A 24294-nucleotide genomic window follows, 5' to 3' on the forward strand; every position below is an offset into this window, starting at 1 on the left:
GATGTGTATAAGAGACAGCAGTAATATATATAAGCTTTTGCATATATTACCGCCATCGTATAATTTCAACCCTTGTTCCTTTACCCACCTGTGAATGAATTGAAAACTCGTGCACCAACCGTTTGGCTCCCCCTAGGCCAAGCCCCAATCCATCACCGGTAGTAAAGCCATCCTGTAATGCTTTGTCTATATCTGCTATTCCCGGACCATTATCCTCAAAAATAAGTTGTAAGCCATAATGCCCATCATTATCAATTACATTAATGGTCACCTGCCCTCCACCACCGTGCACCACAACATTGCGTGCAAGCTCACTTGCTGCAGTTACCATTTTTGTAATTTCAACAAGGCTAAAGCCCGCCTCCTGCATAATTTTGCGCACCTGTTGCCGTATTATTGTAATATCATCAGAATTGGCAACATCACGCGTTTCACTTTTCAGGATTGTCATATAGGGTATCCCCGCTATATACAAGGCTTTGCAACAATGCTATTCCTTTATCCACATTTAATGCAGTATGCACGTTCTCAAGCTTTAAGCCTAATTCCACAATCGTGATGGCAACAGCCGGTCGCATCCCCACTACAACAGTTTCGGCACCTAATGTTTTTGTCATGGTAGCTATGGTACCTAACATCCTCCCAATGAAGGAATCCACCACCTCAAGTGATGAAATATCAATAAGAACCCCTTTTGCTTTGTCTTTGACCACCCTATAGCACACATCATCTTGAAGTTGCATCACAAGGCGGTCGTGCATATCAACTTGTATTGTAACCAGTAAAAAATCGCTCACTTTGAGTATTGGAATATGTTCCATATACATTCCTCTTTAATATCAGGCTTTTTTCTGAACCACAAACCCAATAACATTAAATGCATAAAATAGAGCATCCGCTAGTGTTGCCTTAGTTACCACATCGCTGAAGGTTACTCCTAAATGTACCATGGTTTGTGCAATTTGAGGACGAATGCCGCTTATGATGCACTGCGTGCCCATAAGCCGTGAAGCTGCTACTGTTTTTAATAAATGCTGTGCCACCAGCGTGTCCACAGTGGGTACACCAGTGATATCAATAATTGCAATTTGGCTTTCAGTATCTACTATACTTTGCAGTAGATTTTCCAACACCACCTGTGTGCGAGCGCTGTCCAGTGTGCCAATCAATGGTAGTATTAAAATCCCATTCCATATCTTAACAACAGGGGTTGACAGCTCTAATAATTCCTGTTGCTGCCGCTTTATAATATCTTCACGGCTTTTTTGGTATGTCTCTATAACAAAAAGGCCAAGTTCATCAAGAAGAAGATTTGCATCCCACAAAACCTGATTTAATGTTCCTTCGTTGAGTTGTTCTTTTGCAATCATTTCAAATAACGATTGTTTTAGTGAAAAAATGAACCGTGCTGCCTGCCCTGAAGACATACCAAGAACTGCCCACTCCTTTGACATATTAATAAGAAAATCACGCACTTCTTCCCATGCTTTTGAATGAATATCGGGATTATTTTGCTTGCAGGCATCAAAAAAAACAGCCAAAAATTCTTTTGACTGTTTTTCAATTTCAGAAGCACTCAATGCCTTTTTAGTTTCCCTGCCTATGTTTTTTACATTTTCAAGCCAGCTTGCTATCAATGCTTTTTCATTCTTTATTATAAGTTCAAACAATATCTGGTATGATTGGGCCATATATACCTCCATGTTTATAAAATATGTATATCAATCATAATATAACATGTAAAAATTTATTAAGTCAACAATAATAATAATAATTTTTTTAGGGAGTTAGTATTACATCTTGTGGTATTGCACGCGGAGCACACAGAGCTCTAAGTGACTTTACGTTTATAAATTGTTTTTATCCGCCTGATCATGCGTCCTCTTTGTGAAAAGCTTCCTTATGGTATCAGAACCTGGGCACTTGCTGGCTTTTCCCACCCTTTCAAAGGTATATGTTTATATGTACCTTTGACAAAATACTCTACCATATCATCGTAGTGACTGCTTACCGGATTGCCTGATTGTCCTGGCACAGTAATAAAATACAGCGGCTCATTGCTGTTAAAATCAACAATCATGCGCATGGCAGGAATCATCCACACATCAAAGTTTTTGCCCCAGGTAAACATTGCCACATTTACTGTATGCACATCGCCGCCTGCAGGGTAGGGCCCACGGCTTAAAAAACCCTTCAGCATGCCAACCTCTTTTGCAATCTCATGTTTAAACCAGTACGCATGAAGTTTGCCCCACTGCCACTTGCCTTTATTGCTTCCCATTTTATCTTCACACAGTGCATACGCGTCAGCTAACGTTTTAGCAAGCACATCCCATTTGGTTTCAGTTTTTTGCGTTGTGACATCATCAAAAAACGGCGACTGGTGCCTGTACGCAAGCAAATCATCAAATGCTGAGTATGAGGTCATGCTTGCCTGTAGAAACGCTTCCCATAGAGGGCTTTCTTTAGGGCCAAGTTCATCTAAAAATGTATTGTGGACAAAGCAATGATATACCGCACCCATAAGTGCTGCAGAGTTTGAATCAACACGCATTACGCAATCAAAATGTTGTGGGGAAAGCATATCAAGTGCCTTCAAAGCATTTTGTTTTTGCGCTGGCGATAGCTCCTGTAATGCAGCCATAATGTATGCATTATATTCTTTGTTAAATAAAATCTCCTGCACATGCTGTGCCATCAGTGAATACTGGTCATTCTGCAATTTCATCATATCCTCAAGTGTAAATGTCTTGTGCTGCGACAGCACCTGTACAATACGCATTGCGCGCTCATCGTTATACCATGATTGCGACAGATTCACAGGGAAGTTTTTATCTACAGTACGGTGATTGGCAGTTGCAATAAACCCTTCTGTAGGATTTTCTTTGTGTGGCAATTTTTCAAACGGCACAAAACCTTCCCAGTCATACTCACCTGTCCATCCCGGCGATGGAAAAAGCCCTGTGCCCTTTTTACGCACAGGATAAAGCCCCGTTACCTGCCAACCAATCGAGTTGCTATCGCCATACACAATATTAAGATAGATTGTATGAATACCTTTGAGTGCTTCCCGAGCCTGCTGCATGGTTTTAGCTTTTCCCAGATTATAAAAGCCCTGCAAAGTTTTTTCGCCACCAGTCATAACCCACGATAGCGCAAGGCCATAAGGTATTTCAACTGAAGGCGGTTGTACCGGCATCTTTGGAGGAAATGGCATGGTACCAAGCGCTGTATTTAGAAGCGGTCCATGCACCGTGTGGTACATTTTCACAGTATGTGATTTTCCCTTCACTGTAAATACTTCTTCACGACTTTGAAGCGGTAACCACTTATCTTTATACAGGTAAAAAAGCTGCCCCTTTTCCTCTTTTATTTTTTCAATGAATATATCCTGTGTGTCGGCCATTACCATAGTTTCGCCCCAGGCAATGTGGCCGTTGTAGCCAGCAACCACAATGGGAATGCCCGGCAAACACACCCCCGCGCAGTGATACGTGGGGCACTCTAAGTGCATGATAATCCACGGGGAAGGCAGTGATGCCATCAAATGTGTATCGTTTGCAACAATGCTCTTGCCGTTAGTTTTCTTTGGGGACAGAGCCCAGTTATTGGATGCAGGAATACCTAATCCAAGCAATTTTTGCATAGTGACCGCTGTAGTAGCAACTTTTTCTAATGAAATGTCAACAACAATGCCTTTAAGCTTTTGGGCTTCAGCAATTGGCAACTCAGTATCTTTATACACGGGGAATAAATGGCAGGCTTTTTCAATGCCTAACTTTTGTGCAATGAGCAAAAACTGTAGTTCCTCAATAAAATTGAACGATACTGTTAAATTCAGAAAACCAAAAATATACAGTCCATCTTCAGGCTGCCAAGGTTCGGGCTTAAAGCCAGCTAGAATAAATTCTGGCGGAAGCTTTTTGCATGTTTTAATATACGCATTAACTCCTTTTGCAAATTGTGCAAATATCATGTGTCCTCTGCTATCAAGCTGCTTCATTGTATTATGTACGATAGCTTTTGCGTTATAGCTGCGCATAAAATAGTCGATAGGCAATGCATCCTTGCCTGCAAACTCAGAAAGCCTCCCCTGAATAGCCATTTTCATCATCACCATCTGAAATAACCGATATGATGCCATAATGTACCCTGTTGCACAAAACAAATCCTCTTCGCTCTGTGCCTTAATATGAGGGATACCAAGCTCATCATAACGCACTTCAACCGGCTGGTTAAGTCCTTCAATGTGTACGGTACCACTATATTGCTTTTCGGTTGATTTAAAATAATGACTCATCATAGAACACTGTGCACCAAACAACGACAAAGTAATAATAACTACCATACGAATAAGTTTTTTTCTCATTCCTCAACTCCTCCCTTAAAAAATAAAAAAGTATTTAAAGAATACTATGGCTCTGACCCCTTGCTTCACAGTGTAAGGGTTAACAAAGCCTTCTACTAGGCATTAGTCTTACATCCTTTCTTTGAACAATTCACTTCACTCACAAAGCCTGTTTACACCATGATTTTGTCATAGTATTTATATATTGTTATAGTATTTTATATATTGGGTGGTTACCCATCACATTTTAATTTAGAACAAATGTTCATATTTTTAATTTGATATGTCAATTAATATTGCTGAATTGTTGAAAAATTTTTATTTTTTACTTAAAAAATTATTGATTTTATACAAACATAACAGTGATAGTCTTTTTCACATTGTTTTCTTAAATATTAAATTACTAGGAGAGCGCAATGCCAAAAGAAAAATGTTTTTGCGCTAACTGTATGAACTGTATTGTAATTAGGCAATATGAATCCGATCCCGAACGTTTTGTGCTAAGGGTCCGCTGCACCAAAAAGAAATGGACCAAGCGTTCCGGTGAGGAAAAGTTATATAAGTACTTTACTGTATCACGGCGTACGGTGGATAACTGCCAGCATTATACTGAAGCTGGCGACCTGTATCCATATATCAAAAACCTACGCAAAGATCTTCCTATAAAAGATGAAATCTATTCAACCAGGGATTAAGCTATGATGATCCATGCCTTTCACGGAGGAATTCATCCACCTGAGAACAAACACTTTACTAACCGCATTCCTTTTAAATATCTGTCTGTTCCGCAAAAATGTTATATACCTTTGCAGCAGCATATAGGTAAACCTGCTGTTCCAGTTGTTGAGGTTGGCCAGTTTGTGGAGGAAGGACAGCTTATTGGACAGGCAAATGGACTTATAAGTGCCAATGTTCATGCCACAGTACCCGGCAAAGTGGTAGAAATTGCAGAATACCACACCCCATATAGCGAACACGGTCTTTGTGTCGTCATTGAAGCAGAAGGCTCTTTTACTACATCAGGGAAAGTTCACCAAAAAAACGATATTGCAGCACTGGACAGGGAAGCGTTACTTGAAAAAGTAAAGGCTGCCGGCATTGTTGGACTTGGCGGGGCAGCGTTCCCCACGGCAGTTAAATTGAACCCACCTGCAAACAGGACTATTGATACACTAATCATCAACGGTTCCGAGTGCGAACCTTATCTCACTGTTGACGACATGTTGATGCAAACCCACCCTGAAGAGATCATTGAAGGTATCCAGATATCAATGAGGATACTTGGTGTGTCTAAAGCATATATAGGCATTGAAAAAAACAAACCACTGGCTATTAAAGCATTGCAATCTGCTGTAGCAGCAACAAAGTCTGAAGGTATCAGCGTGATGCCACTTAGAACACGCTACCCGCAGGGTGCTGAAAAGCAACTTATTTTTGCTATCACCGGGCGTGAGGTGCCCTCAGGCGGCCTACCCATGGATGTGAATGTAGTAGTACAGAATGTTGGCACCATCTATGCAATCCGTGAAGCAGTGCTCTTTGACAAGCCTTTGATTGAACGATACATTACAGTTACTGGAAAAATCGTACGCAAACCAGGCAACTATAAGGTGCGTTTTGGCACACGTGTTATTGATATACTTGAAGAATGTGGTGGCCTCACCCAGAATCCAGCAAAAATCATAATGGGTGGCCCAATGTGTGGTCTTGCTCTCAACCACATGGATATACCAATAGTAAAAGGCACATCTGGTATTTTATTCTTAGCCAAAGATGAAGTGGATGTATCACCCTTTAGGGCATGTATACGCTGCGGCAGATGCGTTTCAGTATGCCCCATGAACCTTATGCCATGTGATTTGGGCAACGCTGCTGAGAAGCAGCGCTATGATATTGCTGAAAAGCTGCATCCGTTTGATTGCATCATGTGCGGATCATGTTCTTACATCTGCCCGTCAAAAAGGCCATTATCGCACTTTATAAAGGTAGTTCAAACTACATTGAGTGCAAAACGATAATTTGTTTCAATTATTTTATTTATTGAAGAGCGCATGGTATATAGATTTAGTACATGTGAGCATATACTAAGCTGTTTTTAAGCTAAATGCAATTTAAAAAATGTATTTTATTTGAATTTTACAAGTAAAAAGGGTTATGCATGGAAATAAAAGATGCAGATAAAAAACGGTTATTAGAAGATCTGGTACTATCGCATGCACCACATATTCGCGATACACAATCAGTTCCATTTGTAATGTGGCTGGTGGTGCTTGCACTACTCCCTGCTGCTATTTTTTCATGTTTTATATATGGTGCATATGTAGCTGCCGTGATTGCGGTTGCTGTCATATCTGCAATAGCTGCTGAAGCAGTTATGCAATATTTATTAAAAAATCCCATAACGGTGAATGATGGCTCTGCTGTTATCACGGGCCTTCTTTTGGCAATGAATCTTCCGCCTCATGTTCCTCTGTGGATCCCTGCAGTAGGATCAGCATTTGCAATCATCATAGCAAAACAGCTGTTTGGTGGATTGGGATACAACATTTTCAACCCTGCTTTAGCCGGGAGAGCTTTTTTATTGGCTTCCTGGCCGGTTGAAATGACCACTCTTTGGCATAAATTCCCTGGCGGATTTGTTATTGCACAAAACCCGGTATTTGACCCATCAATGCCAAAGCAGCTTGTGGACAGCATTAGTGGAGCAACACCACTGGGAGCACTCAAAGAAGGGCCAAAGGTATTGCATGAGCTATCGCTTTCAACTCAGCCTTTGTACGATTTTCTATTTTCAAAAGCAATGATAAAGTCACTTTTCATTGGTAACATTGGCGGTTGCATTGGCGAAACATCTGCACTTTTATTATTAATTGGTGCACTGCTTCTTTTATGGAAACGCATCATAACATGGCACATACCTGTTTCGTATATTGCAACTGTTGCAGCAATTATGGGCATCTATTACTATTTTCAAGGTGTACCCCAGATACACTATGCAATACTTTTCCATGTGCTATCTGGCGGGCTTATTTTAGGTGCTTTTTTCATGGCCACTGATATGGTCACATCACCGGTAACCAAAAGTGGTATGATCATATTTGGCATAGGATGTGGAATCATAGCATCTGTTATCCGCTTATGGGGGGGATATCCTGAAGGAGTGTCATATTCAATTTTGCTTATGAATGCGGTTACACCATTAATTGACAGGCTCACACGGCCAAAAGTTTTTGGTACACGATAGTTACTATTATATTAGCTTTTCAACTGGAGTTGATTGATGAAACCTGTTGATATCATAAAGGCCACAATTATTATCTCGGTTATTGGATTTATATCAGCTTTTTCATTATCTTTTATGAAAAAGATTACACAGGAGCCAATTATAAAACAGGAACAAGAAAAAAAATTAGCAGCACTTGCTCTTGTGTTGCCAGGGTATACTATAGAGCAGGAAAAAACAGTAACTATAGATAATGAACCTTTTACATATTGGAGTGCAACAAAACAGGAGAATAGAATAGTAAAAAAAGCATGGGCATTTCTGGCGCACCAGCCAGCTTATGCAGGATCTATTGAATCCGTTGTTGGTGTTGATAGTTTAGGAACTATAATTGGTTTTACAATACTTTCGCAAAATGAAACACCAGGGCTTGGTGCTCGATGCGTTGAAGTTGTTTCCAATGAAACCTTTATTGATCATTTCATCACAAAAAATGTAACTAACATAGAAGAAGTTTCCTGGTTTCAGCAACAATTTATTGGTTTAAATGCTGGCAAACCTATCGCAATAGTAAAGAAGGGCGATTGGCATAAAGAAATGAAAGATGAGCTTTTGCCTAACAATGCAGTCACTGCAATAACAGGTGCCACTATTACCACTAAAGCCGTAACACAAAGCATCGAAGAAGGTATGAAAAAATTACATAAAGCATTAGCACTGCAAGAGGTGAAATAATGGATTATTTTAAAGAATTTATTAAAGGGGTATGGCAAAAAAATCCAATTTTGGTACTTGGCATTGGAATGTGCCCCACGCTTGCAGTAACCACATCAGCATCCAATGCCATCTGGATGACTATTGCCACAACGTTTGTGTTACTAGGTTCAAACATTCTTGTTTCAGCAATACGCACTATAGTTCCTTCTCATGTGCGCATTCCAATCTTTATCACCATTATTGCAAGCTTTGTAATCATTGTTGAACTAACACTCAAAGCATTTCAGCCTGAAGTATATAAAGCACTTGGAATATTCATTCCCCTCATTGTTGTTAATTGTATTATATTAGGAAGAGCTGAAGAGTTTGCCTCAAAAAATTCTTTATTGAATTCAATCTTGGATGCCTTGGGAATGGGACTGGGTTTTGGACTTACTCTTTTAATTCTTGCAACCATACGAGAAGTATTAGGTGCCAACAAGCTTTTTGGATATACATTAGTTCCCGGTATGAAACCTGCAATTATAATGATACTTGCACCAGGAGCTTTCTTTACTTTGGGACTACTTCTCTGGTCCATGAATGTCATAAAAGCTCGCAAAGCCCGTTTTAAACGTACTGAATAGAATAACGCTAGAGGTAATGACGTTATGGAAATAAAAATTCTTTTTACTATACTCATAAGCACAATATTTATTAACAACTATGTCCTTTCACGTATTCTAGGTCTGTGCCCTTACCTTGGTGTTTCCAAGAAGTTAGATTCGGCAACAGGGATGGGCCTTGCCGTTATCTTTGTAATGACATTGGCTTCTTTCTTTACTTTTATAATATATAAATTTGTGTTGATACCTTTCCATATTGAATACCTACGTACTATTGCATTTATTATTGTCATTGCATCACTTGTACAGCTTGTTGAAATGATAATTGAAAAGGTATCACCTGCACTATATCAGGCACTGGGAATTTTTTTACCGCTAATTACTACTAATTGTGCGGTATTAGGTGTTGCTGTACTCAATATTGAATCGGGGTTTATCACTCAAGAATTTGGCCTTCTTAACTCGGTTGTGCAGGGGTTTGGTGCTGGTGTTGGTTTTACTCTAGCACTGCTGCTTATGGCTGGAATTCGTGAGCGCCTTGAAATTGCAATGATCCCGGAAAACCTTAAAGGCCTTCCCATCACGTTTATTACCGCCGGTCTTATGGCAATGGCATTTTTAGGATTTTCCGGAATGAAGATTTTTTAGTTAAGCGATAATTATGGAAATTTATTCCCCTCAAGTTACACTACTGGCTATTACTCCCAATGCTGAAAAGCTCATTGAAGAAGCAGGCAGGACATGTTACCTTTCTTTAGACAAGATAACCGAAGGTAGCGAAGCCAACTTTATCCGCCGCTGCATAATGAATGGACATCATTCCATACTGGAACATGCTTCAGCATCATTCAGGGTGCTGGGAGCATCCCGTGCATTCACCCACCAAATGGTTCGCCACCGTTTAGCAAGTTTTTCACAGCAGTCACAACGCTATGTAAACGAAGAAGAGTTTAACTACATCATACCGCCATCAATTGCTCACAACCCACAGGCAAAAGCCATTTATACTGATTTCATGGAACATGCCCGCATTACATATAAAAAGCTGCGTGAGTTATCCATAAAAAAAGAAGATGCACGGTTTGTACTGCCAAACGCACTGGAAAGCCAGATTGTTATATCGGCAAATTTTAGGGAATGGCGTCATATCTTTTCATTGCGCCTTGAAAAAGCAGCACAGTGGGAAATACGCAGCGTATGTATGCAGATGCTTAAGATCTTACAAAAGGAAGCACCTTCAGTTTTTGGGGATTTTATTATAGATGAAGCATCCGGCACTGCACGATCAAATCTATTGTAACAAAAAACTTCCTAATTTTTTATATTACTCTTTTCTATGAGCTATTTTTATCAATAATAACAAGCAACACTTTTTTTCAATTTCACATATAATCTATTGGCTTATCACTTTTAATCGTTATACTATTCATAAGTTTATCTGAATATCATCTTTATACAATAAAATATTGATATAAATATTCATTGTAAAGAAAATAAAGGAACTTTAAAAACCAATTTTTATTGAGTTTCCCTTGTGGTCCCCCAACCATGGGAAAAAATCAGTCACTTTTACTACAGGTTTTAAGAAGGGTAAACGCAATTTTAGTATGTGCCTGTAATTTAAAATTCTATAAAATAATATCAGCTTTCTGTAAATGAAAATCAAAGTGCATGACCCCATCTTCAAACCTCTGTGTATATGGAACTCCACATTTTTCAAAAACCTTCATCATCTTATCGTTTTGGGGCAATACATTTGCCGAAACCCTTTCTATCTTCCGCTCTTTTGCAATTTTCATTAGATAGCGCGCTAAAAAGGTTGCAATACCCTTTCCTTGAAACTCTTCATCAACAATAAATGCCATTTCGTAGGTCTTTTCATTTTCATCATACCCATACCGTGCCTCAGCAATAATCCGTTCAGTGCCGGCATGCTGTAATATACCAACTATCGACAAAATTCTATCATAATCAATATTTACATACGATTGCATCTGCTTGTGTGGCATTGTGCGTATACGTGCAAAGTATCGCAAATATTTTGATTCATCCGAGAACTGGTAGAAAAGCCTGCGCATCATATCTTCATCGGATGGCTTTATTGGCCTGAACTTAACCACAAGCCCATCTTTAAACGTTTTCATTGTTTCCAATGTTATAGGGTAGTTGATAATATTTTCTATGACATATATCTGATCACGATATACCAGGCCAGCTTCTTTTGCTTTATCCAATAATGCAAGTCTGTGGTTTGGATGAGCAATGTCAATCAGTGCAAGCGCCCTCTCACGGATAGATTTACCAAAAAGGTTTGCCACACCATATTCAGTCACTACATACCGTGTTACACCTAAGGTTGAACGCACCTTTTCATTCTCGGTGTGGCGTATTACAATGTTACTATCGCCACTTTGATCACACGACCGCAATGCAACTATAGCCTTGCCACCGCGAGAAAATGCAGCACCAACAGCAAAATTAAGTTTACTTTCGTATCCTGATAACAAATTGTCACCCGAATAAAATACAACCGATTCGCCGGAGAGGTCAATTTTTTTAACATTCATTACACTTACCAGCTTTGGTATGCGCTGTAGCATAGTAGGATAGGTAAGCCTCATCAGGGGCACAAATTCAAACATAGGATTGCGGTCAACATAATCGTACAACATACGTGTGCCATAGCAATAGCTCAATGTTACCGGAGCAAGGTTACGTATCCCACGATCAATCTTAATAGCACCTGAATCAATTAAATCAATAATCCAGTCAGATACTACATGGCTGTAAACCTTGAGCTCACGCTTGTTGCGCAAGTGTTTTGCAATAGCATCAAACTGCCTTCCAACATGGAGCGCAACCACTGAGCCATCATCAATGAGGTTGGCAACATGCCAGCCAATTTTATCCATTATTTCATCATACCGTTTATATTCCCTTTCAATCAGCGGTATCTTGCTTTCAATGATATAATCAATTGAATCAATATGAACAGCTGTATCACCCATGGTAACCGGTACAAACGGATTAACTTCAGCAACAACTGTTTTTGCATTTTCAATCACAATATTTGCTACATCTATGGCAAGCCCCAAACTCATAAACCCGCGGTGATCAGGAGGTGACACCTGTATAATGGCAACATCAACACCAATTGCACCCGTGGAAAAAATAAATGGTATTTCAACAAGATGTGCTGGCACAAAGTCAGCTTTTCCCTGTTCAATATCCTTGCTTATGCTTTCACCAGTGTTGAATGTTTTTAATCTATACTTATACTGATTTTCACCTGTTTTGAGGTAATCACCAAGGGTAATAAGCTGAATAATTTCAAGATCTTGAAGGCTGGGGGCATCCGATTTCATTATCTGATCAACAGTAAAAATGGGCATTGCCGGGCCACTGCTTAAGAATACACGTGAGCCTGGCTTTATAATTTCGCACAGTTTTTGAAAATCAATTTTTTTTGATTCATACACGTCATTATATGTTTTTTTTATTTGCATTGTATGATCCTTATTCTTGTTGTAGTATAAAAGAATAATACAGCATTATTCAAATGCACTGTATAGTATTTTACTTTATTTTTTAGTTTTGTCAACTATTTGGCAAAACTTACTGCATTTAAGGCTAAATACCAAACATGCAAGTGGGTAGTATATACACATTTTTACTGTATCAACGATTTAATTATTGACATATTAACCACTTTTTTTACTATATTAGTCTATAAAGACGTTAATTTGGGAAGGGGTACTCAAATGGAAATCAACCTTAACAACAAAGGGAATATAGTTGAAATAAAGGTTAAAGGCGATATTGAGATGATGTCAATCAAGGAGTTTAAAGAAAAACTACTTGCAGTTGGCGAACAGAATGATGTTGATATCTCACTGGATCTGTCTGAAGTTGATTATATTGATTCATCAGGAGTTGGGGTTCTTATCAGCCTTAACAAAATACAGAAGAAAAAAGGGAAAAAGTTAGAACTCACTAAAGTAAGCCCAAAGGTATTAAATGTATTAAAATTAAGTTCACTTGCCGAAGTATTTAATTTATAATTGGCGATAGCTCCCCAAATAAGTTCCTCTTTATGAAAAATAACAGAGCAGAATATAGGACAGGCATTGGTTTTGATGCACACCGGCTTGTAGAAGGGCGCACGCTTATTATTGGCGGCATTCATATCCCATATAAATATGGTCTGTTGGGTCATTCCGATGCTGATGTTCTTACCCATGCTATTATTGATGCATTGCTTGGAGCAGCAAATCTTGGCAATATAGGGACATTATATCCTGACACAAGCAGCCAGTTTAAAGATAAATACAGTATTGATATGCTGAAAGACACTTATCGGCTGTTAAAAAGTCACAATATAGATATCATCAATATTGATGCAGTTATAATATGCCAGGAACCCAAAATAGCGCCATATCAGGAACAAATGAAAGAAGCAATTTCAGCTGCCTGCGGTAACCTTCCTGTTACATCAATCTCCATCAAAGGCAAAACAACAGAAGGCATGGGTTTTACTGGCACTGGTGAAGGCATAGCTGCGCTGGCAACATGTTTAATACAGCAGAATAAATAATTCATATCATCTTTATTTGCTTGCATATTGTGTTCATGTATATTCTTAAATTTAGCCATCTACATTAGCAGTTGAGTTTGTTATTACACACATAGTATTGCAACAAGTGTGAACGTATACAAGCCCTACTACCAAAAGCATTTTTAAAAAATCTCAAATACAGGTTGACAGGCAAAAGCAGCTTTATATTTATAGTGCAGTTATGCGCTATATTATTTGAACCTTTTTATTGATGGTACGGTCTAACACGATAATGATAGTACCATTGGTTTTATACCCCTTAGTGTGAGGGTAAATCGCAATCCTTTTTTTTAAGAAATTTTTCATGATGTTAGTAATGTTTAAATGAATGATAAATGATAATAGATAAATGATTTCGAAAGAAGTTGATCTTTTATTGAAGGAATTACAAATACCACAGTGTGTGAGAGTTACACAGTAGTAAACAAGGGATAATTTAATTATGAAAATGAAGGTTTTTTATATTTTACAGACTCATTTTATATTAAAATACGAGTAAAGAAACTAACCAAAGCTATTAAGAAGTATGTAGTGATTAAATAATATATTGTAATACAGCGTACAGCATTATGGATGCACTGAGGGGTTGGTAAAAAGATACTTTATGTATAGATGCATGGTTACCAAAATTCTACATCCTATTTTTTAAGGAGAGCTGTCTATGATAAAAAATGATATTGAACTGCTGAAACGTGGTGTTGAAGAAATTATACCATTGGATGAATTTGAAAAAAAATTAGAGCGCTCTGAAAAAGAAAATAAACCACTCATAGTTAAAGCAGGGTTTGACCCAACAGCTCCTGATATTCATTTGGGACATACTGTATTGCTTAGAAAAATGCGCCACTTTCAGCAGATGGGACATACTGTTATCTTTTTAATAGGTGATTTTACAGCCATGATTGGCGACCCTTCAGGAAAATCACATACCCGTAAGCGATTGTCACGTGAAGAAGTTTTAAGCAATGCTGAAACATACAAAAAGCAAGTTTTTAAAATATTGGATCCTGAAAAAACCATTGTTGATTTTAATTCGCGCTGGTGCATGCCAATGAGCTTTGCAGATGTTCTTGACCTTGCTTCACGCTATAATGTTGCACGTATGTTAGAGCGTGATGATTTTGCCAAACGGTATAAGGATGGAGTGCCTATTTCCATCTTAGAGTTTCTGTACCCCTTAATACAGGGGTATGATTCGGTTGCCTTAAAAGCTGATATTGAATTAGGTGGTACCGATCAAAAATTTAATTTACTGGTTGGCAGGGATCTGCAGCGAGAGTACGGGCAGGAACCTCAGGTAATAATGACATTGCCATTGCTTGTTGGTCTTGATGGTGTACAAAAGATGAGTAAATCACTCAATAACTATATTGGAATAGATGAGGACCCGCAGCAGATTTTTGGCAAGGTGATGTCAATTTCGGATGAAATAATGTTCTTATACTATGAACTCGTTACTGATGTGCCAAGAAGCGAGATCGAGGCCTATAAAAAAGGCATACAAGATGGCACTGTGCACCCCAAAGATGTGAAGGTAAGGCTGGCAAAAGAAATATGCAGCCAGTTTTACAATAAAGAGATAGCCGAAAAAGCCAAAATGGAATTTGACAAAATATTTGTTCATAAAGATCTCCCCTCTGATATACCTGAATATAAAATTCCTGAATCTGAAAAAAAGAACAATGCTATCTGGATTGTCAAACTTCTTGTGCTATCTGGAATGGCTGCTACCAATGGTGAAGCCCGTCGGCTTATTGAAGGCGGAGGCGTGTATATTGACGGGAATAAAGTTGAAAGCGCAGATACTGAAATTCAATGCAATTCCTCATTTATCATTAAAGTAGGAAAAAGAAGATTTGTAAAAATTCTACCGTAACTTTAAGACTTGCCGTATACTAATTTTTTTTAGTAACTATTATAGATAAACTATGTCAGAATATAGTGATAATGAGCTTATTGACAAGATATTAGCCGGTGATACCGATGCGTATGCAGATATTATTACACGATACCAGGATAAAATATTCAGGTATGTCTATACACGTGTCTATGATTACGATGAGGCGTGCGATATGACACAGGATATATTTCTTATAACCATGGAATCGTTAAAAACATTCAGAAAAGAATCTCAATTTTCAACATGGCTTTTTAGTATAGCGGTAAATTACTGTAAAAACCACAAAAGAAAGCACCGGCACAAAGTGTACTCCATCAGTAATTCTGACGATGAAATGGAAATTCAAATCCCTGATGTACGCCAAAATCAAGAAGAACTTGTCATTACCAATGAGTCATTGCACATTATGCTTGAAGAGCTTTATAAACTCCCTGATGACTATCGCGATATTCTGGTATTAAGGGATATAGAGGGAGAATCATATTCAACCATAGCTCATATGTTAAACTTAAGCCTTGCAAATGTTAAGGTACGCATACACCGGGGTCGTGAGATGCTAAAATCTCGTTTGCAGCAAAGGGGGCTTTTATGAATCACATACCTGTTCATAAGCTTTCTGAATTTATTGACGGTATACTTGATACCCGGGAGAAGGATGCCATTCTTACACATATAGCAGAATGCCCCGAATGTCACAAAAACCTTATGCAACTAAAAAAAATGCTGGCTATGCTATCATGTTTAAAAGCTGTTTCTATGCCTTCAACTTTTACAACTACCACTATGGAAAAAGTGAAAAGGCAGTATTTCCAAAAACGATTTTATCGTTCAATTCGCGGTTCGGTTATAGCTGCTGTTGTTCTTGTGGCAATTATCACTATGTTGCCAAATTCAATAAAACATGATCAATTCACCAATCAAGTAGTCCACAAAAAAGATACTTCTCCCAGGTTAGATTGTATTATCCCCACCAATATGGATCTTAACACGGCTATGATGGTCATTCAACAGTATAATACAAAAGTGCTGGATTATTCAAACTCGTATATCATAGTTGAATCTGATGTAAAAAGCTTTTCTTCTATTCAGCAAATAATTAATAATTATGACAGCTATCGCCCCAATGCTATAGCAAATGTAGGAATAAATCATATCACTAAAATAAACAATAAATTCCCGCAGCTTACGCATGCAAATAAAAAGAAGTATGTTTTTCGTTTGCAGCTACGCTAAAAACTAAATCTTACTTTTGGGATTGCAATGTTTTAATAGCCTGTATAAAATCATTATAAAAATCAATTAAAAGGTCGCCTTTGCGTAATTGCCTGAATTGCGGTACCTTGCCCTGCTGTATTTCTTTACAATAATTCCGCATCACATAAATTGGCCCCGCAATTTTATGAGTAAGATATACACCATAGACAAAAAGAAGTACTGCCTGAAGTATAGTAATCCCTATAGCACAATATAACAGTATGAGGTTATTGTTTTTAATTGACTGTAATATACCTAAATTTTCCCTGAATGTTTTTTCACCAGCCATTACTACCGGGTTGTTTTTATCCATCAGTGCTGGTGTTGTCATAAACATTTCTATGAGGCTTTCTTGATTGCCTGTGATCTTAGCTATGAAATTGGTATTCTGATACACAAAAAATAACAGTAGTAGCGAAAAACAGGTTAATAATATTAACGGAATGACCAGCATTTTAGAGGCGATAGTAACCTGGATTGGCCTGTCTATAAGGTAATGTTTTCTTTGTTTTGACATATTCCTTTCCTCTACATAGTGATTATTAATGAAAAGTGCGATATAACATACAACCGTACCAATTGCTGATGATATTACACTATAAATTAATCTACGTCAACAATGTTTTCATAATTTACTATTTAAACTTGACAATGTAATAATTACCACTACTATAACTACAACACCTTCCAATGGAGGAATAGGTTATGATAACCTTAAGTTTGATTGGCTCACTTTTGGCCTCTATCATGCTGGTATTTACCATAGTATATGGATTATATAAAAATTTCAGGGACAGAGTGCTGCGTTATTACTCATATTTTGGTTTATGTGCCTTTGGTATCCTTTTCACGATGTTTTTAACATACGCATTTCCCAACCAACTTGATCTTACATTGATCAATAAAATAACTCAGGCGTCCACAGTCCTTACCTTTTCGGCTCTTTTTGTTCTATCCCTGATTTTCCCAAAAACCGAAAAACAGGTCCCCTTTATGGTGATTGTCATTATTCTTATTCCTGCATATATAATTGCCTATATAGCAGTATTTACTGACATGAACATCACTGCAGCATATTTTAAAGATGGTAAGTTAGTTCGTGAATTCAGATTTTTTTACACCGTGTATTTATCTGTAGCTTTTGGATATGTTATTTTGGGTGTTATCAACTTCATCCGCAAATATATTACTACCCAGGTAGAATTATATAAAAAGCAGATGCGGTTTGTATTCATAGGTACCGGTATAGCCATGACATTTGCAGCTGTATTTTCTATTATCATGCCACGGTTTTTTAACTATGTTGATCTTTACGTTTTAGGTCCCTCTCTTGCAACATTCATTGGCGTATCATCGTTGTTTTATGCAGTTATTTCTTATCAGATGATGGATATACGAACAGCTGTTCATAAAACGTTTATGTATACTGTTATATCAACAGCAATATTTCTGCCCATGTTTGCACTAGTATACATATATGATATTAATATCATGGGCATGAAATCTATACCCCTTTATATAATAGCATTCATTATCGTCATTATATTCATGTTACTTTCAAAATATGTTCAGCCTTTCATTGATAAGGCATTCAAACGTAAGCATTATCAGTTGCAGGAATATTTAGATACATTCATAAAAGAAATAAGTACCATACGTGATATCGATGAAATTATCAAAAAAACTGTTTCAACAATACATAGTACATTCTTTTTAAAAACCACATATTTCCTTCTTTATAACAACGAAGCCAGAAGCTATCAGCTTGAATACTCTATGGGGGAATCACCCGTATCACCTTCAATAAGCCGTCTTTCGCCAATTGTACGGTGGTTTAACCGAAATCAGCGACTTGTAACTATAGACAATTTATACATGGATGAGGCTTCATTTATTGACGTGCGCGATGAATTTATACAGTACTTCACAACCAATAACATTGTTATTATGATTCCCATCTATCACCGCAGAGTACTGACTGGCATGCTTTGCCTTGGTGAAAAAGACACTCTTGCATCATACAAACCTGATGAAATAGAGCTTTTGACCTTCCTGACAAATGAAACAAATATTAACCTTTCCCATGCAATAACGTATCAGGAAGCAAAAAAGGAGCAGATGTTGCAGCGCACCATTACTATTTCAAGTGAGCTTTTGTCAAAAGCTGTCCCCAAAGCGTTGCCCAATATTACAGGAATTAAGTTTGGTGCATTTTATATTCCACGGCAGGGTGGTGGGATTGATTACTTTGATTTTATCCGTCCCGGCCTGCAAGGAGTAGGAACTATCGCTACCGACATTGCTGGCATTGGCATACAGAGTGCTCTATACTCTGTCATCATGCGTTCGGCTTTCCACACCAGTCTAAGCGATGCTCATTCATCATATAATGTAATTCAGAAGCTAAACCGTGTAATCTATAACTATTCCCAGGGTAAAGGTATTTTGATTACAGCGTATTACTATTATATCGATGTGCGCAATATGCGCCTGATTTATACCAATGCTGGCTTCCCACCTATGGAATTATACCGAGTTGACAAAAGTGATTTCTCATCTCTTGATACCGAAGGCATACCACTTGGTTATGATCCCACCTTTAATTACGGGATGGGAAGAACAAATATACTCAGGGGAGATATTGGCATTCTCTACTCAAAGGCGCTGATTACATCAAAAAATTCACGTGGGGAGCAATTTACATTGGGGCATGTGCAGAATATAATTAAGGACAACCGCATGAAGATGCCTTCTGACATTGCAACAATTATTCAGGAGGAATTTAAAGCATTTATGGGCATAAGTTCCCCTGAAGGGGATATAGTTGTTATTATTTTTAAAGCATACTGATGCATCACACTGGCTTCAGTTATTAGAATATATCATGCACCATATACTAATTACCCTAATGACTCAACAAGTATTTTTAATCCTTCTTCAACAGTATACGCTGGTAAAAATCCCAATTCCCGCATTATCTTTGAAGGGTCACTGACTGACTCTATAATATCCCCCGCTCGCGCTTCAGCGTAATTTACCATAATATCTTTTTGATACACCTTTTGCAATAGGGCAATGAGTGTATTTAAATCCGTAGCCTTGCCATATCCAACATTATAGTAATGGAAGCCCGAATCAATTTTTTCAAGTGCTAGCATGTTTGCCTGTACCACATCTTTTACAAATATAAAATCCCTGTACTGCTTACCGTCTCCATACACTGTGATATTCTGTCCTTTTGCTATCCTACTTGTAAAGATTGATATAACACCTGAATACGGCGACGAAGGGTCCTGCCGGGGACCAAATACATTAAAGTAGCGCAAAGAAACTGTTGTGAGATTATACAGCTCATTGTACAATCTCAGGTACACCTCAGAAATGTATTTATCAGCACCATAGGGTGATTTTGGTAAAACAGGGGAATCTTCACGCTTTGGTATTTCTGGATGATCGCCAAATATGGCTGCAGAGCATGCAAAGATTATTTTCTTTACACCACATACTCTGCTTGCTTCAAGTACATTCAATGTCCCTTTTGCATTTGACTCAAATGTGACAGGTGGACATTCAATGGATTTTTGCACTGATGCAACAGCTGCCTGATGGAATACAGCATTACATCCTTTTAACACTTCCTTTAATGCGTTAAAATCTGCAACATCACCTTTGATTATCTTTAACCTTGCATTTTTATAGTTTTTCACAAATGAAAGATTTTCCTTTTTCCCGGTAGAAAAATTATCAAAAACTATCACCTCATACCCTTTTGTTACACACTCTTCTGCAATATGTGAACCAATAAACCCAGCACCACCCGTAACACAGATTTTCATAGCAAATTCCTCCAAAATCATATTACATCATCCCCATTACAATACCAACACCACATAACCATTTCAAGCATATTTATCACATTGTGTTGCTATTTGTTAGCTTTATATAAGGATACTTACATAGTTACTATCGCCCCGAAATAGTAAATTTTTATTGATTTTATACAAAATACCATTATATTGGTTTATGGAATTGTCATATTTGTTCTTACTTTTTTCATTACTTCATTCTTAAATGGTATCCAGGCACCAATACTGTGTAAAATCTAAAAATCTAACCAGGCTATTTTTTTAGGATAAATATGAAAACAGAATATGAGTATTCGGATTGTAAACCGCGTGAAGAATGCGGTATTTTTGGCATTTATAATCATCCAAAAGCAGCCAATCTTACCTATTTAGGGCTGTATAACCTGCAGCACCGAGGACAGGAATCATCTGGAATTGCATCATCCGACGGTGACCACATCTACCGGTATGCAGGGATGGGAAAGGTTATTGATGTTTTTACCCAAGAGCACATCAATAATCTCAAAGGCAATATTGCGATTGGTCACAATCGCTACTCAACTACCGGTTCATCATTTTTACGCAATGCTCAGCCTTTACGAGCTCACTCAGTGTTAGGTCCTATTGTGCTTGCTCACAATGGCAACCTTGTAAACTACGCAATGCTGCGGCGTGCACTTGAAAAAGAAGGGTCCATTTTTCAGACATCAATTGACAGCGAAGTCATTGTGCATCTTATGGCACGATCGGGCTTGAATACGTTTATTGACGCACTCATTTATGCATTAAAGGCAATAAAAGGCGCTTACTCACTTTTAGTGATGAACTACAACACTATCTATGCAATCCGTGATCCGTATGGCTTCAGACCCCTTGTACTGGGGAAATTAGGAAACTCCATTGTCATTGCTTCAGAAACCTGTGCATTTGATATAATTGACGCAGAATATATAAGGGAGATAGAACCCGGCGAAATGCTTGAGATCTCGCCCAATGGTATAAAATCATACTTCCCATTTGCCAGTGTAAAAAATTCACTGTGCGTGTTTGAATACATCTATTTTTCACGACCCGACAGCATCATCTTTGGACAATCAGTACACGAGATGCGCCTGCGCATGGGTGCAATGCTTGCAAAGCAAGCACCGGTTGATGCTGATATTGTAGTACCAATCCCTGACTCATCAGTGTGTGCCGCATTAGGTTATTCCCGAGCAAGCGGCATACCCTACGAAATGGGAATGATACGCAGCCACTACATAGGCCGCACGTTCATTGAGCCAGAACAGCGCATCCGCGACTTTGGTGCCAAGATAAAATTCAATGTGGTTCGTTCAGCAGTTGAGGGCAAACGCATTGTGGTAGTTGACGACTCAATTATGCGTGGTACTACCATGCGAAAGATTATCAAGATGTTTAGAAAAGGCGGCGCAAAGGAAATTCATGTGCGTATCTCAGCACCACCAACACGCTTTCCCTGTTTTTACGGCATTGACATCCCTACCCGCTCAGAGCTTATTGCATCGTCACATACCATTGAAGAGATTCAGAAATATCTGCGGGTAGATTCACTTGCATATATGACAGTGGAAAGCATGCTCAAAGCTCTTGATGTACACCACGGAAAATTTTGCACAGCATGCTTTGATGGCAACTATCCTGTTGAGTTTCAGGAAGCCGATGATTACCAAAAATGCCTGTTTGACGACACGGTTGCATGCGGCGATTACTATTAAAAACGCTTGACATAATTAGCACAAATTTTTCTTTGTTATGTATACAGGTGACTAGCTCAATTGGTAGAGCAGCGGTCTCCAAAACCGCAGGTTGGGGGTTCGAGCCCCTCGTCACCTGCATTGCTATTGTATGAATCCTCATATCACTACCATCCAGTTTGATGCAACCACTTTCTGTATCGATGAGGGTTTGCTGCAACTGCTTACAGCAAAGGAACACTCCCATGAGCTATCGCCCAAAGGCATTCATAATGATATCTTTCAAATATTTACATCTGACCACAATTTTGGCGATAGCTCCGGCAGCAGTCAACACTCGCATTCTTATTTAGCAAAAAGACTACTGCAATTGTTTCCCATTGCACAGACTGTGGCTCATCCAGTAGCATTTTATTACATAGTAGAACATCACAGTCCAATCTCACTGCCAGCCAATATTTTTGATTCATTTCCAGTGTATCCTTTTATTGCTACTTTAGGACAAAAATTTGATACATGGTGTAATAAGCTTTCAACTATAAGCCAACAGTACACTGCTCACATCATTGGATTGTGGTTTTTACACAGATGTGTACAGAACCTAGCTTACACTTTTAATATAGGCAAAAGTTACTGTGCACTATATCCAGGGTCATTTGATGCATTGCCCTTGATGTATAACCACACACTGTATTCACTTTTTGAAAATGAAGTGCACCAAGCAGGAATAACCATAAACCAAGCATGCATGTTTACACCACTTTATACAGTTGCTGGTTTTATAGTACCCAATACAAATCACAAGGGCTGTGCAATCTGCACCCTAGCGCAGTGTCAGTTCAGAAATATCTTGACATAATTACATGCTAATCATAAAGCTCTATGAACGCACAACAATGCATCATCAGCAACTACTATTCATTAAAAACTAATATTTAGCAATACACTGATATGATACTTACACACCCTGCATATTGTAATCGCCCCACACGAGCAGAAATATCACTGCCTAATCTAAGAAACAATTTTGCCATTGTGCGCTCTTTAATTGCACCAGATGTTAAAATTATGGCAATGGTTAAAGCCAATGCGTATGGTCATGGCATTGTGCGCATATCACAGGAGCTCATTAAAGCTGGCGTTGACTATTTGGGCGTTGCATACTTAGAAGAAGCGTTGTTTTTACGACAACACGGAATTACTATACCAGTATTGGTGTGCGGTGCTATCAACACCGAACAGATCCCTGAATTTATAGTAAACGACGTTGCAATAACAAGCTCTTCTATTGATAAATCAAAAGCAATACATAATGCTGCCAAAGCAATGGGCAAAAAGGCATTGGTACATTTAAAAATTGATACGGGTATGGAGCGAATAGGCGTTCATTGGTACAATGCAGAAAAATTTATAAATGAAACAATGGCATTAGATGGCATTGAAGTTATTGGTGTATTTTCACATTTGGCAAAAGCGGAATCCGATGCTACGTTCACACAACAACAGATTGATCGCTTTGCCACAATAGTAGAATATATGGAAAAAAAATCAATACTGCCACCATATGTACACCTTGCAAACTCTGCAGCAATTATTAATCATCCTCAATCACACTTTACCATGGTTAGGCCAGGGATAATGTTATATGGATACAATCCAAATGGTTATAATCCTGACATTACTTTCAATGGCCGCTTTTTACAACCGGTCATGACGCTTAAAACAAAAGTTTCATTTTTTAAAGTTGTTCCACCTAACACCGGCATAAGCTACAACCACTTATACACAACGTCACAGCAAACACGAGTGGTAACACTGCCAGTTGGTTATGGCGATGGATACAGCCGCCATCTTTCTAACAAAGGCCAAGTGATAATCCGTGGCAAACGGTATCCGGTAGTAGGAGCTGTATGTATGGATCAGATAATGGTAGATATTGGACCTGACGGCACTGCATACAATGGTGATGATGTACTTCTGTTTGGCCAAATGGATGGCTACACTATTCCCCTAGAATCTCTATGCGAAAAGATTGGCACCATTACGTACGAAATACTCACAAACATAAGCCC

Annotated in this window: 23 protein-coding genes and 1 tRNA gene; 17 read left to right on the forward strand and 7 right to left on the reverse strand. The window is 38.4% G+C overall.

The genetic code is table 11. The features are described from left to right. Positions 1 to 46 precede the first annotated feature (46 nt). From N3F66_09085 to N3F66_09100, 4 genes are all read right to left on the reverse strand, one after another. Positions 47 to 451: an ATP-binding protein gene (locus tag N3F66_09085; protein MCX8124304.1), complete on the reverse strand. Its 405-nt coding sequence runs from the start codon at positions 449 to 451 to the stop codon at positions 47 to 49. After that, positions 432 to 821: an STAS domain-containing protein gene (locus tag N3F66_09090; GenBank protein ID MCX8124305.1), complete on the reverse strand. Its 390-nt coding sequence runs from the start codon at positions 819 to 821 to the stop codon at positions 432 to 434. The genes N3F66_09085 and N3F66_09090 overlap by 20 nt, the downstream gene beginning before the upstream one ends. Positions 822 to 839: 18 nt before the next feature. After that, a complete protein-coding gene (locus N3F66_09095) occupies positions 840 to 1691 on the reverse strand; it encodes an STAS domain-containing protein (GenBank protein MCX8124306.1) in 852 nt (283 codons plus the stop codon). Positions 1692 to 1900: 209 nt separating this feature from the next. Beyond that, the gene (locus tag N3F66_09100; protein MCX8124307.1) at positions 1901 to 4369 is read right to left on the reverse strand and encodes a penicillin acylase family protein; all 2469 of its coding nucleotides are present in this window, start codon (positions 4367 to 4369) and stop codon (positions 1901 to 1903) included. 395 nt (positions 4370 to 4764) lie between these two features. On the opposite strand from N3F66_09100, the gene N3F66_09105 reads away from it, so the two are divergent. The 7 genes from N3F66_09105 to thyX all read left to right on the forward strand — a co-directional run bounded on the left by N3F66_09105 (position 4765) and on the right by thyX (position 10193). After that, positions 4765 to 5043 carry a hypothetical protein gene (locus N3F66_09105; protein MCX8124308.1) on the forward strand — a complete coding sequence of 93 codons (279 nt, stop codon included), beginning with the start codon at positions 4765 to 4767 and terminating at the stop codon, positions 5041 to 5043. A gap of 3 nt (positions 5044 to 5046) precedes the next feature. Continuing rightward, positions 5047 to 6366 carry an electron transport complex subunit RsxC gene (gene rsxC, locus N3F66_09110; protein ID MCX8124309.1) on the forward strand — a complete coding sequence of 440 codons (1320 nt, stop codon included), beginning with the start codon at positions 5047 to 5049 and terminating at the stop codon, positions 6364 to 6366. A 140-nt stretch (positions 6367 to 6506) separates the two neighbouring features. Continuing rightward, positions 6507 to 7592: an RnfABCDGE type electron transport complex subunit D gene (locus tag N3F66_09115; GenBank protein ID MCX8124310.1), complete on the forward strand. Its 1086-nt coding sequence runs from the start codon at positions 6507 to 6509 to the stop codon at positions 7590 to 7592. Positions 7593 to 7628: 36 nt separating this feature from the next. Beyond that, positions 7629 to 8306 carry an FMN-binding protein gene (locus N3F66_09120; GenBank protein MCX8124311.1) on the forward strand — a complete coding sequence of 226 codons (678 nt, stop codon included), beginning with the start codon at positions 7629 to 7631 and terminating at the stop codon, positions 8304 to 8306. Then, entirely contained in the window at positions 8306 to 8914 is a 609-nt protein-coding gene (locus tag N3F66_09125; GenBank protein ID MCX8124312.1) for an electron transport complex subunit E, read from the forward strand. Before N3F66_09120 ends, N3F66_09125 begins: the two co-directional genes overlap by 1 nt. 24 nt (positions 8915 to 8938) lie before the next feature. After that, entirely contained in the window at positions 8939 to 9541 is a 603-nt protein-coding gene (rsxA, locus tag N3F66_09130; protein ID MCX8124313.1) for an electron transport complex subunit RsxA, read from the forward strand. Between the two features lie 13 nt (positions 9542 to 9554). After that, on the forward strand, positions 9555 to 10193 hold the full coding sequence (thyX, locus tag N3F66_09135) for an FAD-dependent thymidylate synthase (protein MCX8124314.1): 639 nt from the start codon (positions 9555 to 9557) through the stop codon (positions 10191 to 10193). Positions 10194 to 10521: 328 nt separating this feature from the next. Here thyX and N3F66_09140 read toward each other — a convergent pair whose 3' ends face one another. Further along, a complete protein-coding gene (locus N3F66_09140; GenBank protein ID MCX8124315.1) occupies positions 10522 to 12399 on the reverse strand; it encodes a GNAT family N-acetyltransferase in 1878 nt (625 codons plus the stop codon). Between the two features lie 255 nt (positions 12400 to 12654). On the opposite strand from N3F66_09140, the gene N3F66_09145 reads away from it, so the two are divergent. From N3F66_09145 to N3F66_09165, 5 genes are all read left to right on the forward strand, one after another. Next, complete coding sequence (locus N3F66_09145; GenBank protein MCX8124316.1) at positions 12655 to 12954, forward strand: STAS domain-containing protein; 300 nt, start codon at positions 12655 to 12657, stop codon at positions 12952 to 12954. Positions 12955 to 12986: 32 nt separating this feature from the next. Further along, a complete protein-coding gene (gene ispF, locus N3F66_09150) occupies positions 12987 to 13487 on the forward strand; it encodes a 2-C-methyl-D-erythritol 2,4-cyclodiphosphate synthase (GenBank protein MCX8124317.1) in 501 nt (166 codons plus the stop codon). 682 nt (positions 13488 to 14169) lie between these two features. Further along, entirely contained in the window at positions 14170 to 15384 is a 1215-nt protein-coding gene (tyrS, locus tag N3F66_09155; protein ID MCX8124318.1) for a tyrosine--tRNA ligase, read from the forward strand. A gap of 52 nt (positions 15385 to 15436) precedes the next feature. Then, entirely contained in the window at positions 15437 to 16000 is a 564-nt protein-coding gene (locus N3F66_09160; GenBank protein ID MCX8124319.1) for an RNA polymerase sigma factor, read from the forward strand. Further along, positions 15997 to 16641, forward strand: a complete 645-nt coding sequence (locus N3F66_09165; GenBank protein MCX8124320.1) for a zf-HC2 domain-containing protein — start codon at positions 15997 to 15999, stop codon at positions 16639 to 16641. The genes N3F66_09160 and N3F66_09165 overlap by 4 nt, the downstream gene beginning before the upstream one ends. A 10-nt stretch (positions 16642 to 16651) precedes the next feature. On the opposite strand, the gene N3F66_09170 is transcribed toward N3F66_09165, so the two are convergent. Continuing rightward, the gene (locus N3F66_09170) at positions 16652 to 17179 is read right to left on the reverse strand and encodes a hypothetical protein (protein MCX8124321.1); all 528 of its coding nucleotides are present in this window, start codon (positions 17177 to 17179) and stop codon (positions 16652 to 16654) included. A gap of 188 nt (positions 17180 to 17367) precedes the next feature. Between N3F66_09170 and N3F66_09175 the strand changes: the two genes are divergently transcribed. Beyond that, a complete protein-coding gene (locus tag N3F66_09175) occupies positions 17368 to 19512 on the forward strand; it encodes a SpoIIE family protein phosphatase (protein ID MCX8124322.1) in 2145 nt (714 codons plus the stop codon). Between the two features lie 50 nt (positions 19513 to 19562). Here N3F66_09175 and N3F66_09180 read toward each other — a convergent pair whose 3' ends face one another. Continuing rightward, complete coding sequence (locus tag N3F66_09180) at positions 19563 to 20498, reverse strand: SDR family NAD(P)-dependent oxidoreductase (protein MCX8124323.1); 936 nt, start codon at positions 20496 to 20498, stop codon at positions 19563 to 19565. A 302-nt stretch (positions 20499 to 20800) separates the two neighbouring features. Between N3F66_09180 and purF the strand changes: the two genes are divergently transcribed. From purF to alr, 4 genes are all read left to right on the forward strand, one after another. Continuing rightward, positions 20801 to 22243, forward strand: coding sequence for an amidophosphoribosyltransferase (purF, locus tag N3F66_09185; GenBank protein MCX8124324.1), 1443 nt, complete (start codon positions 20801 to 20803; stop codon positions 22241 to 22243). A gap of 45 nt (positions 22244 to 22288) precedes the next feature. Further along, positions 22289 to 22361, forward strand: a tRNA-Trp gene (locus N3F66_09190). A gap of 12 nt (positions 22362 to 22373) precedes the next feature. After that, positions 22374 to 23081 (forward strand): hypothetical protein, encoded by a 708-nt coding sequence (locus N3F66_09195; protein MCX8124325.1) that lies wholly within the window; start codon positions 22374 to 22376, stop codon positions 23079 to 23081. A gap of 92 nt (positions 23082 to 23173) precedes the next feature. Next, positions 23174 to 24294 (forward strand): alanine racemase (gene alr, locus N3F66_09200; protein MCX8124326.1); only part of this gene is annotated, 1121 nt, incomplete at its 3' end.

The sequence above is a fragment of the Spirochaetota bacterium genome, from assembly GCA_026414805.1.
Lineage (GTDB): Bacteria > Spirochaetota > UBA4802 > UBA4802 > UB4802 > UBA4802.

Coding starts and splice junctions, on each gene's coding strand:
- N3F66_09095 (MCX8124306.1), bottom strand. CDS start 1,691: ATGGCCCAATCATACCAGATATTGTTTGAACTTATAATAAAGAATGAA.
- N3F66_09195 (MCX8124325.1), top strand. CDS start 22,374: ATGAATCCTCATATCACTACCATCCAGTTTGATGCAACCACTTTCTGT.
- N3F66_09145 (MCX8124316.1), top strand. CDS start 12,655: ATGGAAATCAACCTTAACAACAAAGGGAATATAGTTGAAATAAAGGTT.
- N3F66_09085 (MCX8124304.1), bottom strand. CDS start 451: ATGACAATCCTGAAAAGTGAAACGCGTGATGTTGCCAATTCTGATGAT.
- N3F66_09180 (MCX8124323.1), bottom strand. CDS start 20,498: ATGAAAATCTGTGTTACGGGTGGTGCTGGGTTTATTGGTTCACATATT.
- N3F66_09090 (MCX8124305.1), bottom strand. CDS start 821: ATGGAACATATTCCAATACTCAAAGTGAGCGATTTTTTACTGGTTACA.
- purF (MCX8124324.1), top strand. CDS start 20,801: ATGAAAACAGAATATGAGTATTCGGATTGTAAACCGCGTGAAGAATGC.
- thyX (MCX8124314.1), top strand. CDS start 9,555: ATGGAAATTTATTCCCCTCAAGTTACACTACTGGCTATTACTCCCAAT.
- N3F66_09140 (MCX8124315.1), bottom strand. CDS start 12,399: ATGCAAATAAAAAAAACATATAATGACGTGTATGAATCAAAAAAAATT.
- N3F66_09165 (MCX8124320.1), top strand. CDS start 15,997: ATGAATCACATACCTGTTCATAAGCTTTCTGAATTTATTGACGGTATA.
- rsxC (MCX8124309.1), top strand. CDS start 5,047: ATGATGATCCATGCCTTTCACGGAGGAATTCATCCACCTGAGAACAAA.
- tyrS (MCX8124318.1), top strand. CDS start 14,170: ATGATAAAAAATGATATTGAACTGCTGAAACGTGGTGTTGAAGAAATT.
- N3F66_09170 (MCX8124321.1), bottom strand. CDS start 17,179: ATGTCAAAACAAAGAAAACATTACCTTATAGACAGGCCAATCCAGGTT.
- rsxA (MCX8124313.1), top strand. CDS start 8,939: ATGGAAATAAAAATTCTTTTTACTATACTCATAAGCACAATATTTATT.
- N3F66_09175 (MCX8124322.1), top strand. CDS start 17,368: ATGATAACCTTAAGTTTGATTGGCTCACTTTTGGCCTCTATCATGCTG.
- N3F66_09100 (MCX8124307.1), bottom strand. CDS start 4,369: ATGAGAAAAAAACTTATTCGTATGGTAGTTATTATTACTTTGTCGTTG.
- ispF (MCX8124317.1), top strand. CDS start 12,987: ATGAAAAATAACAGAGCAGAATATAGGACAGGCATTGGTTTTGATGCA.
- N3F66_09120 (MCX8124311.1), top strand. CDS start 7,629: ATGAAACCTGTTGATATCATAAAGGCCACAATTATTATCTCGGTTATT.
- N3F66_09115 (MCX8124310.1), top strand. CDS start 6,507: ATGGAAATAAAAGATGCAGATAAAAAACGGTTATTAGAAGATCTGGTA.
- N3F66_09125 (MCX8124312.1), top strand. CDS start 8,306: ATGGATTATTTTAAAGAATTTATTAAAGGGGTATGGCAAAAAAATCCA.
- N3F66_09105 (MCX8124308.1), top strand. CDS start 4,765: ATGCCAAAAGAAAAATGTTTTTGCGCTAACTGTATGAACTGTATTGTA.
- N3F66_09160 (MCX8124319.1), top strand. CDS start 15,437: ATGTCAGAATATAGTGATAATGAGCTTATTGACAAGATATTAGCCGGT.